At 50.4% G+C, this 17,714-nt stretch carries 12 protein-coding genes; 11 read left to right on the top strand and 1 reads right to left on the bottom strand.

The genetic code is table 11. From position 1 onward, the window contains the following. Positions 1-4: 4 nt before the first annotated feature. The 9 genes from MKX98_RS27640 (at position 5) to MKX98_RS27600 (ending at position 14,577) form a co-directional block, all read left to right on the top strand. On the top strand, positions 5-889 hold the full coding sequence (locus tag MKX98_RS27640) for a carbohydrate ABC transporter permease (RefSeq protein ID WP_036624100.1): 885 nt from the start codon (positions 5-7) through the stop codon (positions 887-889). A gap of 83 nt (positions 890-972) precedes the next feature. Continuing rightward, positions 973-2,505: an extracellular solute-binding protein gene (locus MKX98_RS27635; protein ID WP_339219606.1), complete on the top strand. Its 1,533-nt coding sequence runs from the start codon at positions 973-975 to the stop codon at positions 2,503-2,505. Between the two features lie 35 nt (positions 2,506-2,540). Then, complete coding sequence (locus tag MKX98_RS27630; RefSeq protein WP_220684004.1) at positions 2,541-3,587, top strand: glycoside hydrolase family 130 protein; 1,047 nt, start codon at positions 2,541-2,543, stop codon at positions 3,585-3,587. Between the two features lie 233 nt (positions 3,588-3,820). Continuing rightward, positions 3,821-8,611, top strand: coding sequence for a polysaccharide lyase family 8 super-sandwich domain-containing protein (locus tag MKX98_RS27625; protein ID WP_339219604.1), 4,791 nt, complete (start codon positions 3,821-3,823; stop codon positions 8,609-8,611). Positions 8,612-9,036: 425 nt separating this feature from the next. Further along, positions 9,037-9,972, top strand: a complete 936-nt coding sequence (locus MKX98_RS27620) for an ABC transporter permease subunit (RefSeq protein WP_259445157.1) — start codon at positions 9,037-9,039, stop codon at positions 9,970-9,972. Positions 9,973-10,023: 51 nt separating this feature from the next. Further along, positions 10,024-10,896 (top strand): carbohydrate ABC transporter permease, encoded by an 873-nt coding sequence (locus MKX98_RS27615; protein ID WP_308116261.1) that lies wholly within the window; start codon positions 10,024-10,026, stop codon positions 10,894-10,896. Positions 10,897-10,957: 61 nt separating this feature from the next. Next, complete coding sequence (locus MKX98_RS27610) at positions 10,958-12,493, top strand: extracellular solute-binding protein (protein WP_220684006.1); 1,536 nt, start codon at positions 10,958-10,960, stop codon at positions 12,491-12,493. 42 nt (positions 12,494-12,535) lie between these two features. After that, on the top strand, positions 12,536-13,480 hold the full coding sequence (locus MKX98_RS27605; RefSeq protein WP_259445158.1) for a DUF1861 family protein: 945 nt from the start codon (positions 12,536-12,538) through the stop codon (positions 13,478-13,480). Positions 13,481-13,566: 86 nt separating this feature from the next. Next, complete coding sequence (locus tag MKX98_RS27600) at positions 13,567-14,577, top strand: glycoside hydrolase family 130 protein (RefSeq protein ID WP_339219601.1); 1,011 nt, start codon at positions 13,567-13,569, stop codon at positions 14,575-14,577. 204 nt (positions 14,578-14,781) lie between these two features. On the opposite strand, the gene MKX98_RS27595 is transcribed toward MKX98_RS27600, so the two are convergent. After that, the gene (locus MKX98_RS27595; RefSeq protein ID WP_216530670.1) at positions 14,782-15,255 is read right to left on the bottom strand and encodes a DUF2621 domain-containing protein; all 474 of its coding nucleotides are present in this window, start codon (positions 15,253-15,255) and stop codon (positions 14,782-14,784) included. 125 nt (positions 15,256-15,380) lie between these two features. Here MKX98_RS27595 and MKX98_RS27590 point away from each other — a divergent pair, with 125 nt between their 5' ends. Together MKX98_RS27590 and purU are read left to right on the top strand one after the other, a co-directional pair. After that, the gene (locus MKX98_RS27590) at positions 15,381-16,502 is read left to right on the top strand and encodes a deoxyribonuclease IV (RefSeq protein WP_071222600.1); all 1,122 of its coding nucleotides are present in this window, start codon (positions 15,381-15,383) and stop codon (positions 16,500-16,502) included. 129 nt (positions 16,503-16,631) lie between these two features. Beyond that, entirely contained in the window at positions 16,632-17,531 is a 900-nt protein-coding gene (purU, locus tag MKX98_RS27585) for a formyltetrahydrofolate deformylase (RefSeq protein ID WP_339219599.1), read from the top strand. Positions 17,532-17,714: the final 183 nt, after the last annotated feature.

The raw sequence follows: 17,714 nt of genomic DNA, 5'->3' as shown, positions 1-17,714 counted from the left end.
AACGATGAGACAGAAACAGAGTGCTGCGGATCGAACTTTTACGGTATTTGCCTATACGTTCATTTTATTGTTCACCTTATTTTGTCTGTTTCCTTTTCTGCTGATGATTATCGGATCGTTTACGGACGAGGGGGAACTGATTGCGCATGGGTATACTTTATTTCCGCAAAAATTATCGCTGGACGCTTATAAAGCGGTTTTGCAATCGGATGTGCTGCTGAGCGGCTATGCGGTCACGATTTTTATCACCGCCGTAGGCGCATTAAGTGCGCTGTGCATTTCCGCAATGCTCGGCTATTCTCTGGCCAACAAGCGGAATGTCCTGCAAACGCCGTTTCTGATTTTTTGCTATTTGCCTATGCTTTTTTCCGGAGGCATCATTCCGTTTTATATTGTGGTCAGTCAGTGGCTGCATTTGCAGAATACCGTTTGGGTGCTAATTTTAACATTATTATGCCAGCCGTTCCTCGTCTTTTTGCTTGTCAGTTTCTTCCGTACAATTCCCGAGGAATTGGAGGAAGCCGCAAGAATTGACGGAGCGAATGAGATGAGAATTTTCTTTCAAATTATGATACCGATCTCGAAGCCGATTCTGGCTTCCGTCGGTCTCTTTTATGCCCTGAACTACTGGAATGACTGGTTTATGGGATTGATGTTCGTGGATAATGAGAAGCTGTTCCCGCTGCAATTGATTCTGCGCCGGATGGTATCCAATATGGAGGCCGCCAGAAATCTCATTCCCGCCGCCGCAGCCATTGCCGTAACGCCACCAACCTATGGCGTGCGGATGGCGACAACCGTGCTTACAATCGGCCCGATTGTCTTGCTGTATCCCTTGCTTCAAAAGTATTTTGTCAAAGGTCTAACGGTAGGAGCTGTCAAAGGGTAATCGAGGAGTTCCGGCATTAACCGGATCAGCCCGGTTAATCATAGATACTTTTTTTCTTCATTATATAAAGGGAGGTTAACGAAATGAGATTGAAAAAATGGTTTGGCGCGGTGACGACCACAGTATTGGCTTTGTCATTGATGCTGGCGGGCTGCGGAGGCAAAACGGAGACAGGCGGCAATAAAGGGAATTCTCCAACGAATACGGAAAGCACTACATCCGCACCGAAGGAAACGGTGACGCTGAAAGCTTATTTCCCGGGGGATAAGCCAGCGGGCTTTGACGATGTGCTGCAGGCGGTCAATGACAAATTGAAAGCGGACAACGTCGGAGCGGCCTTGAATATCAATTTCTTGCCGTGGTCCGATTACGGGAATGCGGTATCTGTGAAGATGTCTGCCGGGGAAGATTTCGATATGTATTTGGATGCCCCATGGTTGTCGATGAATCAGATGATCGCCAGCAATTCTTTGCTGGAACTGGATGCCATGGTGGCCGAGCGTCCGGAGCTTAAAGCGTCCATTCCCGATGAAATGTGGGAATATAACAAATTCGACGGCAAAATTATGGGCATTCCTCTTGGCACCACCCAAGGCCCGGTATACGGCCTGCTTATCCGCAAAGATTTGCGCGAGAAATACGGACTTCCGGAGCTCAAAACGCTCGAAGATCTGGAGAAATTTTTGTATACGGTCAAGGAAAACGAGAAGGACGTCAGACCCTTCGTCATTAACGGCATCAAAGCCGATAAACTTCCATTTATCCTGAGCGAATCCGCTAATCTGGCGCTCGATGAAGTGCTGGAAATCGGCGTCAGCATGTTCTCTTATTCAACCAAGGACAAGAAAGTTGTCGGTCAATGGGTAAGCCCGATGATTGCCGATGGTTATGAACGCGTCACCAAATACTACAAGGATGGTATAATTTCCAAAAATATCGCGCAGGAGCAAAATGCGGAAACATTGTTCAAACAGGGCAAATATGCGGCAACCTACTATGCGGCTGACGGTGTGGAGGGATTGAAATATTCGGATATGCTGAAGGATGGCAGCGACAAGCTTGAAGTTTTCGTTCCAAACGGCGATAAGGCGGGGCCGTATACCGCTTTCCAGCAATGGAATTTCCTTTGCATTCCGACTTCATCCAAGCACAGCGATTTGGCTCTGGACGTAGTCAATTGGTTATCCATTAAGGAAAACCACGATTTGATGGAATACGGCATTCAAGGGAAGGACTGGGAGCCTGTCGGCGATACGAGCTATAAGGTGCTGTCCAACTATTCGTTCCCGGGCTTTGTGCTGACCTGGCGGCCAACGCTAAACCGCACGCCGGATACGATGATGCCGGATGACAAGAAGTGGTTCGACTTCTCTGCCGACCCGGCTAATTTCACGCTTAGTCCGACGTCAGGTTTCAGCTTTAACGCTGAAAAGGTGAAGACGGAATATGCCAAAATTACGCCGCTTCACGATTCGTTTTTCCTGCCGCTTAGTCAAGGTGTGCTGTCTGCGGATGAAGGCAAGGCGACGCTGGAGGAAAAAATGGCGAGCCTCGGCGGACAAAAAGTGATCGATGAAATTCAAGCGCAAATCGACGCCGTTACATCCGGTAAATAATAACATTAATTGAAAGACGGAAAGAGGTATCTCACATGAACGTAAAACGCTGCGCGCAAAATCCTGTTATACGGACCCGGGACGTTGCACCCTCCCGCCCCAACTTTCAAGTGCTTGGAGCGTTTAATGCAGGCGTTGCGCAAGTACGGGATGAAATTATTCTGTTGCTGCGCGTTTCGGAAGCGCCCGTATCGGACCGGGGGGACGAAGTGCTCGTCCCCCGGCTTAACGAAGCAGGCACCGATGTACTTATAGAGCACTACGACAAGGCCGATCCGAGCTATGATTTCTCCGACTCGCGCTTCGTAGCAAGGGACGGACGTACGGTCATGCTCACATCTTTATCCCATCTGCGGGTGGCGCGAAGCAAGGATGGCGTTCATTTCGACATCGAGCCGCAGCCGGCCTTGTTTCCGGAACACGCTCTGGAAGCGTGGGGGATTGAAGATCCGCGCGTGACCCAAATCGGGGACATGTATTATATCACTTACAGCTCCGCCTCCGCTCGCGGCGTTGGCGTTGGCCTGGCAGAGACCCGGGATTTTCGAACATTCAAGCGTCACGGGCTTATGCTCGCTCCCGAAAATAAGGACGTCATGATATTCCCGGAGAAAATTAACGGCAAATACTACGCTTTGCACCGTCCGGTGCCGAAGTCGTTCGGTTCCCCCGAGATGTGGATTGCCGAATCGCCCGATCTCATACATTGGGGGAACCATCGCTTCCTGATGGGGTTAAGCGAACAAGGCTGGGATTCGGCTCGTATGGGCGGCGGCGCGGTTCCGATTCGAACCGAACGCGGCTGGCTTGCGCTGTACCACGGCGCGGACAGCAAGCATCGCTATTGTATGGGCGCAGTGCTGCTCGACTTGAAAGACCCAGCCAAGGTAATAGCAAGATCTCGTGTACCGGTATTGGAACCGGAAGCTGCATATGAGGTGAATGGATTTTTCGGCGAGGTCGTGTTTTCGTGCGGAGCCATTTTACTAGATCAAACGATCCGCATGTATTACGGTGCCGCGGACGAAGTGATGGCTGTAGTGGACATCCCCTTGGAGGATATATATAGTACGTTTATTTGAAGGGTTGAGGGCAGTTTTTGCTGCCTTCTTCAATCCATTAATGTGAAAGCGTTATCAACAACTTTTTGAGCTTAACAAGGAGGAGCATGAGAATGGCTAACCTAAGGCAAAGGTTTGTAAAGAGGTGGATATGTCTTACTACGGTTTGTTTAATGATATCATCGATATTTTTATACTCGCCCGTATCGGCGAACACTCCCGAGGAAACGAATGCTTCTCAAGAGATTGCTGATATGAAAATGATGAAAAAGCGTATGGTTGATTTTTACATCTCCAAAGATATTATAAATGACGGAACGAACGGTCGGGTCGAATGGACCTTCAAATCACAGGCAGGTACTTATTTATCCAATCAAAACCCTGATGGAAGCTGGGGCGATGTCGATTACACGAGTACAACTTCCGCCGCCAATGGGAGAGGTTGGTCGCCCTACCTTGCCTTAGACCGGATGCAGTCGATGGCGCAGGCGTTTGCTGACCCGAATGATCCAAACTATCATAGTGCAACGCTGTTAGATGGTATTCAAAAGGCGCTGGATTATTGGTTCACGGTAAAGCCGACTTCAACCAACTGGTGGGAGACCGGAATCGGCAAACAACTAAGGCTGGAAAAAATTGCGCTTCTATGTGAAGGCTATTTAACGGCAACCCAAGTCTCCAATATTATCGATACGTTAGACAGTAGCCCTCACACAGTCGATGGAGCGAATTCGTCCTGGTACAATCAAAATTATATGTACCGCGGCTTATTGCTGGAAGACGCCCAGATCGTTCGGAACGCCGTGGATGCGTTCAACATCCTGTCGAATGTGACGACGACGGTGACGGGAATCCAGTCGGACATGTCTTTTTTCATGCATGGCAAAACGAATTATACGACGGGCTATGGGAGAAGCTTTGCCAGAGATATGTCGTTCTGGGCCTACATTACCTCGGGCACCGCGTTCTCGTACAGCGAAGCGGCGATTGATTCGTTATCGTCATATTTGTTGGACGGCACCAGGTATCTCGTGAGAGGCGAAGTTGCCGATTTGGGCATGGGGATGAATGGGCCTGATTGGCCGGATTACGCGAGCGCGGCTTTGACCTTCTATGAAGATCCGTTGCAATGGATGCAGACGGCCAACCCGAAGCGGGCTGCGGAGTTTGCCAGTTTCCTTGACAATATTCGCATGATCGGCACGAACACGAGCAACGGACTGGACGCCAATAATATGACGCAATGGCAAACGCTGGTCTCCTCCCATATGCGAACCGACTACGGAATTACGGTCAAGATGGCCTCCAGCACGGTTAAAGGCGGAGAATGGAGAACGATTAACCCCAGCGGTTACAACCTGTTGTATTGGACGCCCCAAGGAGCCACCGCCATTCAGAGAACCGGCGACGAATACAGACCGGTTTACCCGTTGATGGATTGGGCCCACGTTCCCGGCACGACGGCTCCATACACACTTACGAAAGACGGCAATTTCAACAATCCGAAAACCTTTGTAGGCGGGGTAACAAATGAGCGTTATGGAGCCACCGCATTTGATTTCAACAAGTTGAGTACAAGTGGAAAGAAAGGTTATTTTTTCTTCGATGATGAAATGGTGGCGCTTGGCACAGGAATCGCTTCGACGAATGCCGCGCCGATTCACACGACATTGAACCAAAGTCAAGCGGTAGGAGAAGTTCTCGTAGACGGTAATCCGATAGCGTACGGAACGATGCAAACGACCGGACGCTGGGCCTATAACGATAACATCGGTTATGTCTTCCCGAATCCAACGGAGTTTCAAGTACAACGGGAGACAAAAAGCGGAAAATGGAGCGACGTCATCTCGGGAAGTTCAACGGATCCGATGACCAAACCGATTTTTTCGATTTGGCTCGATCATGGCGTGAAACCCGCAAACGCATCCTACCAATACATTGTATTGCCGAACAAAAATGCGGATGAAATCAGCAACTACGCGAGCGACAACCCGGTAAGCATTCTTTCGAATACATCATCCATCCAGGCTGTGCGGCATCAATCTCTGGGAATTGCGGAGTTGCTGTTCTATCAACCCGGGACGGTGACGGTGAGAGACGGTTTGACGGTTACCGTTGATCAACCCGCCATGGTGATCATTGACGAATCCACGGCACCCATCCGTATTTCAGTCGCCAACCCCGAAACACCGGGGATCACGGTAAACGTGACGCTGGATCGAAATGGAGCAACATCCACGACAAGCTTCAGGCTCGGCAAAGATACGTTCACAGGCCGAAGCATGACTTTGAATGAAGGAGAATCCATTGACGACAGCGGATTCGATCTCGCTTACAGTAAAGGCGCGGTCGCTTCATCCAGCAAAGACAACCATTTTGCCTCGAATGCCACGGATCTTTACAGAACCTCGTTTTGGAGTTCAAACGATTCGGATCATGAATGGATTTATGTTGATTTGCAAAATCAATATTCGATTAATCAAGTTAGGTTAAAATGGGAGAACGCGTACGGGAAGAGTTATAAAATCCAGGTATCGAACGACGCTGTTGACTGGACGGATATTTACTCGACGACGACGGGGAACGGTGGAATCGACGACATCGCTTTCAGTCCAGTCACTGCCAGATACGTACGGATACAGGGCATTCAGCAGGGCACCGGAAATGGATACTCGCTCAAAGAATTTAACGTATACGAAGCAGTACCGCCCAATCTTGCCGAAGGCAAGCCGGTAACGGCAAGCTCGTCCAAAGCCGCGGACGTGAGGCCCGAAAATGCGGTTGACGGCTCACTGAATACCCGTTGGGGATCTAACTACTCCGATCCGCAGTGGATCTATGTCGATCTTGGCGCCAGCAAGTCCATTCAGGAGGTCGATCTGCATTGGGAAGACGCGTACGGTAAGGAGTACCAACTTCAGGTTTCCGACGACGCAAAGAATTGGACGACCGTTTACAGCACGACAACCGGGGACGGCGGAATCGATAGAATCTCCTTCGAACCCGTGAATGCAAGATACGTTCAGATGTATGGTACGAAAAGAGGAACCAAATACGGCTACTCGCTCTGGGAATTTAAAGTATATTCGGCTCTTGCTACCGCTCCGGACGCACCTGCCGATGTGCATGCCGTCGGTCATGACGGGTCCGCCGAGGTAAGCTTTACCGCACCGATTCATAACGGCGGAAGCGAAATTACAGGTTATCAGGTAACCGCGTGGGCAAACGGAGTAGCTGTTGCGACGGCGGAAGGTTCGGGCAGCCCGATCACCGTCCCCGGATTGACGAACGGTACAGTGTATACCTTTACGGTGATCGCAAGGAACGCCACATGGGAATCGGCCTCGTCCGCGCCGTCGAACGAAGTGATCCCGTCGCCGGATGAAGTATCTGTTCCGGCTTCGCCTGCGAATTTGACGGCTGCGCCAGGCGATCGATCCGTAACCTTAAGATGGGACGCTTCGGCGGAAAGCGTCACCTATTCCGTATACCAATATGAAGGCATGGCGGCGCCGGCCGATCCGGGCAACTGGCAGCTGGCTCAAGCCAGCGTAACGGAAGCCACGTATACGGTAACCGGGTTGACGAACGGAACGAGCTATGCGTTCACGGTGAAAGCCGTAGATGCGAGAGGCGAGAGTGATTTCTCCATGGCCGTGACGGCGACCCCGAATTCGACATTGTCGCAGGTTCCGGCAGCGCCGGCTCATCTTGCCGCTTTGGCGGACGACCGGAAAGTTTCGCTGAGTTGGGATACCGTGGCTGGAGCGGATCGCTATGTTGTTTACAAGTATGCAGGGTCTACGGCTCCGGTTGATCCGGCCGATTGGGAGCAAGTGCAGGCGAACGTCACAGAAACCGCATACACAGTAACCGGCCTGACGAACGGCACGCGATACGCGTTCTCAGTGAAAGCCGTGGGAGCAGGGGGCGAGAGCAAGTTCTCCAATGCTGTGACGGCGACGCCGAAGGCTTCGCAACCGGAGACGCCGAAGGATCCGCTACCGGGGGCGCCGGTCAGCGGCACAGGTAATGGCACAGGCAGTGGCATTGATACTTCCGTTATCAAATCGGCCAACGGCATCATCCTTATTCCGAGCGGCAGGACCGGCGAGGTCAGTCTCGATAACGAAGTTATCCTTACGGTAGGCGCAGGAGCGGCGGAGCAAGAGCTGCGCATTGAGATCGAGAAGCTGCTCAGTACGGCAAACCTCGTATTCGATAAGGAAACGCTGGTCAGCAACGTCTTTGAATTGACGAAAAATATGGCTGGAAACTTCAAGAAGCCGATCGTCATCTCGATGAAGTTCGATCCGTCTCTCATAGGAGACAATCAAAGAGTCGCTATCTTCTACTATGACGAAGCAAAGAAAGTATGGATTGAAATAGGCGGCGTCGTGAAAGGCGATCGAATTACGGCCGAGGTGGATCACTTCACCAAGTTTGCGGTCATGGCTGTAGGCGAGAAGAAGGACGAAAGCGGCGAACCGAACGAGCCGGCGCCATCGTTCACTGACATAGAGAGACATTGGGCGAAGAGCGCCATCCTGAGCGCGGCGGGCATGAAGCTTGTCAGCGGCTATCTGGATGGAACGTTCAAGCCGAATGCCGCCATTACCCGCGCCGAGTTTACGGTCATGCTGGCCAATGCGCTTAAGCTGGAAGGAGCAGGTTCAGCGGCTGCGTTTACGGACGAGGCCAAAATCGGCGGATGGGCGAAGCAAGCGATCGCGAATGCGGTTGAAGCAGGTATTGTGAGCGGGTACGCGGACGGCAGCATCCGGCCGAATGCGCGTATTACCCGCGCGGAAATGGCGTCGATGATCGCTAGAGCGCTTCACCTGTCTGATGAAGCAGGCGCAACGACCGGCTTCGCGGACGATAAGGATATCCCGAAATGGGCGAAAGGCGCGATTGAAGCGGTTCGCAAGCTGGGCGTCATGAGCGGCCGCGGCGATAATAAGTTCGTTCCGAACGGTACTGCGACCCGGGCGGAAGCAGTGACCATATTGGTGCGGATATTGGAGCTTGGTACAGAACACTAAAACAGAGCTAACAGCAGGCACAGCGTAGGAACAGATAAGTTCCTTATGCTGTGCCTGTGCTCGTGTTCAAGTGTTTCTTAAGACCTTTGCGGAAAAATTGGACGAAAATGTGTCACATTGTCAGGTGACAAAATGGGAGAGGGCGTATTCCAGCCATTCGATTCAGCGGCTTAAGCGCGATCGAGGTAGGTGTGGGCTCCGCTTAATGATGGTCCCTTCTCGTCTGACGAATTTCTTCTTGTGGTCGATCTCTTTGAATTTTTCGGTCAAAATGAAAATCAGTTCGGAAATTTGAAAGCCCTTTAATCGAATCGTGAAAGCGATATCCGGTATTTGAAATTGGAAACGCTGACCCGCTGCTATAGAGTTAGAGCAAGCGTCAACGCAGCCCAAAAATGTACACTTCAAAGAAGGAGGATAAGAAATTGGAAAAGAGACAGCGACCGGCATTCGGCATGTTTTCTGATATTCGTAGGAATGGAACATCTTACTTGCTGGTCCTTCCGGCGATGGTTTACACGTTTATTTTCGGGTATTTGACGTATCCGTATATACTGATTGCTTTCCAACGATTCAATTATACAAAGGGCATATTTCATAGCGAGTGGGTAGGATTAAAGAACTTCGAGTTCTTTTTCGGGTCGAGCAAGGCGTTTACGGTCACCTTTAACACCATCTTTCTAAATTTGCTTTTTATTGTCTTTGGAACGCTGACGGCACTGGCCATCTCACTGATCCTGAACGAGCTGCGCAAGAAGCTGTTCGTCAAATTCAGCCAATCCATGATGTTGTTTCCGAACTTCATTTCCTGGATCGTCATCAGCTATGTGCTGTATGCGTTTTTTTCTATGGATATGGGGATCGTGAACAAACTGCTGAACCAGCTTGGCCTCGTCTCGGTCAACTGGTACACCGAGCCGAAGGTATGGCCGGCTGTTCTTACCGTCATGCATGTGTGGAAAGGAGCAGGGATGAGCGCCATCATTTATCTGGCTACCATCACCGGGATTGATGAGACGTTGTATGAAGCTGCCGAGATTGATGGGGCTAACCGGTGGCAGATGTGCATGCGCATTACGATTCCGTTGATGATGCCAACGGTGGTTATACTGATGCTGCTCTCGGTCGGCAAAATCATGTACGGCGATTTCGGGATGATCTACGCCTTGATTGGCGACAATGGCACCTTGTATTCGACCACGGATATCATTGATACGTATGTATTCCGCTCTTTGCGTCAGATTGGCGACCCTTCCGAAGCTATGGCTGTCGGATTGTTCCAGTCCGTCATCGGGTTTATCCTGGTCTTCGGCACGAATGCCATTACCCGCAAATTTTTTAAAGATGGCGCGCTGTATTAGAATCCGGTTTCGGCGATAGATTCCCGAAGTAAGGTTATAGGAGGTATAGAAGTGAAGACGTTTTCATTCAGCAAGACGATTATGTATGCTCTCATTACGGTTTATTCGGCGCTTTGTTTGCTTCCAATGCTTCTGGTTCTGATGATCTCGGTCACGGATGAGGATGCCATACTGAAGAACGGATACAGCCTTTTCCCGGAGGAGTTCTCTTTGTATGCCTATAAGCTAATCTTTACAGGGGGTTCCCAAGTCATGCAGAGCTACGGTATTTCCATTTTCGTCACAATTGTCGGTACGGTGCTGGCGATTCTGATTACGTCCATGGCTGGTTATACGTTAGCGAACAAAAATGTGAAATACCGCAATCCATTGGCGCTCTATTTCTTTATTACCATGATTTTTTCCGCGGGAATTGTTCCCTGGTATCTGATGAATCGGTCGCTTGGATTGACCAATAACATCTTCGCTTTGATCATTCCGTCGCTGCTGTTCAGCCCGTTCAACCTCTTCCTTGTGCGGAATTTCATGAGCGGGATTCCCGACTCGCTGCGAGAGTCGGCAAACATAGACGGGGCCAGCGATATTACGATTGCCTTCCGGATCTATCTTCCTTTATGCAAACCGGTATTGGCGACGATTGCGCTATTCTACGGACTTGATTACTGGAACAATTGGTGGAATGCAATCATGTTGATTGACAGCAAGGATTTGTACCCGCTGCAATTTATGCTACTGCAAATGCAATCGGAGATCAGCATGCTGAACGAGATGACGATGCTGGCCGGAACAAGCGACATCACGCTTCCTTCAGAATCGGTCAAGATGGCAACAGCGATCGTGACGATCGGGCCGATCATCTTACTCTATCCATATTTGCAAAAGTACTTCGTGAAAGGCCTGGTTATTGGTTCTGTCAAAGGCTGATATACTCCCCTTCGGGGTTAACATAAATTAAGCACTTTATAGAAGGAGGTCAATATTTAATATGAAAAAGTATGGTGTGTTTCTATTGGCTGTGGTTCTTGTGCTTTCGACTTTAATTGGATGCGGTAAGGGAGACAATTCTTCAGTCTCCAATTCAGAGAATAATGACAAGCCTGCCAATGCGGTCAAAATCAAATATTTAGTTCCAGGCACAGAGCCGAAAGACTACAAGGAAGTGTTCCAAAAGGTCAATGAGAAGCTGGCTGCGGACGGTGTCGGCGTTGTGGTCGAAAAAATATATATCCCGTGGGATGCGTGGGATCAGAAGCTGAACTTAATGCTGTCCACTGGGGAAGATTTCGACCTGTTCCACGTCATGCAGGACCGCACGCCGTTCTCAAGCTACTATAACCGCGGTGCACTGGCGGATATCACGGATGCGATCGAAAAGCATGGAGAAAATCTGAAGAAATATATTCCTGATGATATCTTCGACGGTGCTAAAATTGATGGCAAGTATTATGCCGTTCCCTCTTATTGGGTTGAAATGGCGAGTGAAGGTCAATTCAATATTCGTCGTGACATTCTCGCTGAGAATAATCTCGAAGAACCGACGACTCCAGCTGAATTGATCAGCGCTTGGGAGATTGTCATGAAGAACTGGAAGGGAAGCAATAAGCCCTATCTTGGCACTCGCGCTGACTTTGACCCGATCTACCTGCATACGTCCGTCCTGCACCGGACTTATGACACGTTCCCGTTTACCGTGAAGGATAAGTTCTTCTATGTGAATCAAAGCGGCGAGGTTAAGTCTTGGATTGAGACCGAAGAATTCAAGAAAGATGCGTCTTTCATGCGTGAGCTGTACACAAAGGGTATTACCAATCCCGATATCCTGGTCATGAAGCAGGAGCAGGTAGATGCACAACTCGACAGCGGTGAATGGTTCGTCCGTTTGGGAACTGGCGGAAGCTTGAACGGGCTCAAGAAGTACAATCCAGAAGCCACTGTAAACGATATCGGCGTTGTATGGTTTAACCCGGAGAAAGAATATATGCGTCCGCTCACCTTCAAGAACGGAAATGCCGTACCGGTAAATAGCAAAAATCCGGAAGCGGCCGTCAAATTCATGGATTGGATGCTGGCAAGTCAAGAAAATTATGATCTTGTACAATATGGCATTGAAGGCAAGCACTACACCAAGGACGGTGAGACGGGCTTTAAGCCGATCAAAGATCCGAATAACAATAATAATCCGGGGTTTAGAGGTTCTGATTCGCAAAACGGCAACGTAAACTTCATGCGATTTGACTTGGAGAACAGCATTCCAGATAACAACAAAGTCTTGTTTGAGCCAAATCCGAATGCAATCAACAGTATCGCGGCGAATTTTATTTTTGACCCGACGAATGTAAGGGCCGAATACACTAATATTTTGTCGGAAGCTTCGGCAAGCATCACTCCGATTTATATGGGGGTTCAAGAATACGATAAGGCCTTCCCGGCTGCACTGGAAAAAATGAGGAAAGCCGGTCTGGATAAAGTGGTTGCTGAATACCAGAAGCAATTCCAGGAGTATCAAGCTTCACTTAAATAAATGAGTTGAAAAACAAAAGGAAGGTGTGGAGGGATTTTGACCTTGCAGAAGCAACGAATTGAATTTGAAGCGACAAAAATGATCTATGAAAGTGCAACCTTGAAATTTCATGGCGTGGATGGTTTTGATGTCTACAATATTTCGATTCCATTCAAACGGGATGGGAAGCGCTATTTGTTCGGGCGGGTAGAACGCCGCGAGGAATGGGCTCGCTCTTGGGTCCGCCTGTTCGAGGAAACGGGACAGGATGAATGGAGCGTGGTGGAAGATAGCATGATCTATACGCTGGAGGACCCTTACATCAGCGAGATCGGTGATGAGCTCGTAATGGGCGGGACTCATGTGCAGTACCAAAGTGGAAGATACAGCACATTTTTCGGTTATTTCTTTCGAGGCACCGACCTCCATAATTTGTACTACTTCACGACCGGACCTAACAAAATGAAGGATATTCGCCTTGTTCCGTTGTCGGACGGCAGGATCGGCGTCTTCTCGCGTCCGCGCAGCGCCGAGATGAGGGGCAAATTCGGGAGCGAATCCATGATTGGCTTTACGATCATTGACAGACTGGAGGATTTGACTGCGGACATCATCGAGAACGCACCTTACATTCATGGCATCTTCGGGGAAGGCGAATGGGGAGGCGTCAATCAGGCGTATCTCCTAGACAGTGACAAAATCGGAATCATTGGCCACATTTGTTACCTGGATAAGGATGAGGACGGAGGGGAATTGAAGGTGTACCTGAACATGGCCTTCGTCTTCGATCCAACCACCCGTGAGTCATCGAACCTTCATGTGATCGGTAGTCGTTCCTGCTACCCGGTAGGACCTGCCAAAGCACCGTATTTGGTGGACTGTGTTTTTTCTTCAGGCATTGTCATGCGCCCGGACGGCAAGGCTGATCTTTACAGTGGTCTTAGTGATTGTCAGGTAGGACGCATTACGATCGACTATCCTTTCGCTAGGCATGGGCTTCTTGTTTAGAAGCTCACGGGAGAATTCGCACTCGCGAAGGACACGTTGATAACCCGGAAATTGTACTTTTCAGCTTACAAGGAGGATAGTAATAGATGAAAACCTCGAATATGCCCAACATTGGAACGCTGGCGTCCAGCCCGATCATTCGCCGTCATCCGGCAAATCCCGTACTGGACGCGGCTCGCGTGCCGTATCCTACCGCGCTCGTCTTCAACGCGGGCGTCGCCAAGTTCGGCGGCCGTTATTGTATGGTATTCCGCAACGACTACGGTTCGCTGGAGAAGCAGACGATCGAGCCGAGCCATACGACGGATCTCGGCATCGCCTTCAGCGACGACGGCATTCACTGGACGGCGGGGCCGAAGCCGATCTTCAAGCTGCACGACGAAGAGATCGTGCGCGCCTATGACCCGCGTCTGACGGTCATTGACGGCCGCTGCTACATGTGCTTCGCCGTAGATACGCGGCACGGCATCCGGGGAGGTATCGCAGTAACAGACGATTTTGAATCCTTTGAAGTATTGAGCATGTCAACGCCAGACTTGCGAAATATGGTGCTATTCCCGGAACGGATCAACGGCAACTACGTCCGGCTGGAACGGCCGTTCACGGTCTATAGCCGCGGCGGAGTGGACCGGTTCGACACCTGGATCTCGGAGTCGCCGGATCTGATCTATTGGGGCCGTTCCGAGCTCCTGCTGGCGGTGGAGCAGGTGCCGTTCGCCAATGACAAGATCGGTCCGGCTGCACCGCCCGTGAAGACAGATAAGGGCTGGCTCACTACGTTCCATGCGGTGGATATTGATTCCGCTAGAGGGAAGAACGGCTGGGAGCCGACCTGGAAGAAGCGGTACACTGCCGGCATTATGCTGCTCGATCTTGACAATCCGAAGAAGATCCTTGGCATGAGCGCATCGCCCCTGCTTGCGCCTGAGGCACTGTACGAGACGGATGGGGGCTTCCGCAATGATGTCATTTTCCCCGGCGGCATGGTGCTGGAGGAGGATGGAGAAGTGAAAATCTATTACGGGGCCGCCGACACGGTGGAATGCTTGGCTACCGCTCATGTGGACGATCTAATCCGGCTCTGTTTGGAGAGATAAGGATGGGGCAGGCGGAACACTGCATCTTTCCGTCTTCAAATTTGTACAAGAATTGCATGATACCTGCGGTTCGGATTATATCCTGATGTGGAACAAACCAGCCCGTGGGGCATGTGCGGAATTCAACCGCCATGCACCACGGGCTGGCTAGGCTTTGTTTCTATTTTTTGTAAGCCTGGCCGATCCATTAAACTGAGCAGACTTCTACTTATTAATCAAATGCTGATATGGCTTGTAGTCGATTTCCTTCTTCTGGAGGAAATTCATCAGGAATTTGTAATCTCGCTTCGGCGTAGCTACGATGTAACCTTTGATGCAGTGATCCCGGGTGACTTCGTTTGCGCCGGATTCGACGGCGATTTTGCCGATTTCGGCTGCAATGGAGTGTTTGGCGATATCCCGGAACGGTCCCGGAACAGGCTGTACCAGTTCGTCCAGAAATGCTTTGGATTCATCCGTCCACAGCGGGCGGCTTCGTTCTACCCAGTAATTTTGCCAATCGAGCTTTGATTTACCATCGGCTTTGGGAAGCACTTTCAGAAACTTGCGGAACATGAAAAATCCGCCGATGCCCATCAACCCAAGCATGACCCATCCCCAGAAGGCAATGGAGTTCATGAACCATGACGGCGGCGCACTGGACGACAAATAGCCCATGACGGCCCCTGTGCTCTTCATTTGTATATCACCTCAATGATTATTGTCACATGACACTTTCATGAGAATTATAACGCATTTCTAGATTTATTTCGATATACAAGCTAAAATAGGTGTAATTGTGTGTTAAAAAAGGGGGATGCAGCATGTTGAAAATTGGTTCCCACGTGTCGTTTTCGGACAAGGGATTGCTGACTGCGACGGCTGAAGCCACATCATATGGCTCAAGCTCGTTCATGATATATACCGGCGCACCGCAAAACACGCGTCGCAAGCCGATCGATTCCATGTTTATCGAAGAAGGCAAAGCCGCCATGCAGGAAAGCGGCATTGAGGAGATCGTGGTCCATGCGCCGTACATTATTAATCTCGGATCGTACAAGCCCAACACGTTTGAGCTGGCGGTAAGCTTTTTGCAAGAGGAGATCCGCCGCACGCATGCGGTCGGCGTGAAGAATATCGTTCTCCATCCCGGCGCGTATACCGATAAGGATGCGGAATACGGCATCGACCGAATTGCCGAAGGCCTTAATGAAGTGCTCGGCGGTACGGATGAGACCGAAGTGAAGATTGCACTGGAGACGATGGCCGGCAAAGGCACCGAGATGGGACGCAGTTTTGAAGAAATTGCTTCCATTATTGATAAGGTGAAGTACAATGACCGTTTGGCCATCTGCCTCGACACCTGCCATATTCATGATGCGGGTTATGATATCGTAAATGATCTGGACGGCGTGCTGGAGCAGTTCGACAAGCTGATCGGACTCGACCGGTTAACGGTTGTGCACGTGAATGACAGCAAGAATCCGCGTGGAGCGGGTAAAGACCGTCATACGCCGATTGGAACCGGATGGATCGGCTATGAAGCCATTCAAAGAGTCGTTCATCATGAGAAGCTTCAGGGCAGACCGTTCATTCTGGAGACGCCTTGGATCGGTAAAGATCCGAAAACGCAGCGTCCGATGTATGAGATCGAGATTGCGCTTTTGCGCGGGGATGTGGAAGGCCGTTTCGGGCCGACTTTTGCTCAGCAAGTAGAAGAACTGGGTGCTTTCTTTGCGAAGGAAGGCATCGAATCCCGTTCGTTCGTGCTGGATACCTGGACGCTTCTGAAGAATGATGCCAAAGCCAAAAAGGCGGATCCTCGCGAACCGATGGAGCGCCTGTATGATATGGTGATGGCAGCCGGCCTGCTGTCCGACCTTTCGGAGGAGCAGATCAATCAGCGCCTGATCGCTTGGTTGTCCGGTGTTTCCCTGACTTCATAAGCTTCATTAAATGGCTTTATATTCAGAATACTAAGGCATTCTCGGGATAACGTCCGCAAGTCGCGGCATGTTTTCCTGAGAGGCCGATTGACGTTAATTGCAGATTTAAAAGGAGGATCACCAAGTCTCATGGAAATTCACATCAAGAAGGATCTGCCGTCTGCGGCAGGTCAGTACCCTAATCGTGCCCGCATGCTGATCTCCTGTCCGGATGGACCGGGAATTGTGGCGGCGGTCTCCCAGTTTCTGTACCAGCATGGTGCCAACATTGTCCAGTCTGATCAATATACAATGGATCCGGCCGGCGGCATGTTTTTTATGCGGGTTGAATTTGATCTGGTGGATTTGAACACGAAGCTTCCTCAGCTGGAGGAGTCCTTCCGGGAAGTTGCCGATCAATTCCGTATGGAATGGAATATCTACCATGCGGTCCGTAAGAAACGGCTGGCGATTTTTGTTTCAAAAGAAGATCACTGCCTTGTAGAGCTGTTGTGGCAATGGCAGGCCGGCGATCTGGACGCGGATATCGCACTGGTGGTAAGCAACCATCTGGATATGAAGGAATACGTGGAATCGTTCGGTATCCCGTATCACCACATTCCGGTTACGGCGGATACGAAGCCTCAAGCGGAGCAGCGTCAGCTGGATGTGATCGGCGATGATATCGACGTGATTATTCTTGCGCGTTACATGCAGATTATTTCGCCAACCTTTATCGAACATTACCGCAACCGGATTATCAACATCCACCATTCCTTCCTCCCGGCCTTTGTCGGCGGCAAGCCTTATGCGCAAGCCTATAACCGCGGGGTGAAAATTATCGGAGCAACCGCCCATTATGTAACCGAAGAGCTGGATGGCGGGCCGATTATTGAGCAGGACGTGCAGCGCGTAAGCCACCGGGATGATGTCAACGAGTTGAAGCGTATTGGCCGTACCATCGAACGCGTGGTGCTTGCAAGAGCCGTCAAATGGCATGTTGAGGATCGGATTCTGGTGCATAACAATAAAACGGTTGTATTCAACTAACGGTCTGCGTAAGATTTGCAAGCGTAAGTATGATCAGACAGGAAGACAGCCAGCAGGTTTGGAAACAGAACGAACACGATGGCGAGCGATGCCAGAGTAACCGGGCCTGTGCCTGAGATACAAGTAAGATATGAGGCTGTATTCGGACGATTCATCATAGATAGTACAATGGAGCAGCCTAAC

Origin of the sequence: Paenibacillus sp. FSL W7-1332 (genome assembly GCF_037969785.1) — a bacterium.
GTDB lineage: Bacteria > Bacillota > Bacilli > Paenibacillales > Paenibacillaceae > Paenibacillus_AQ.
Note: the sequence above shows the minus strand (reverse complement) of the source record. Positions and strands in the feature narration are given on the sequence as shown.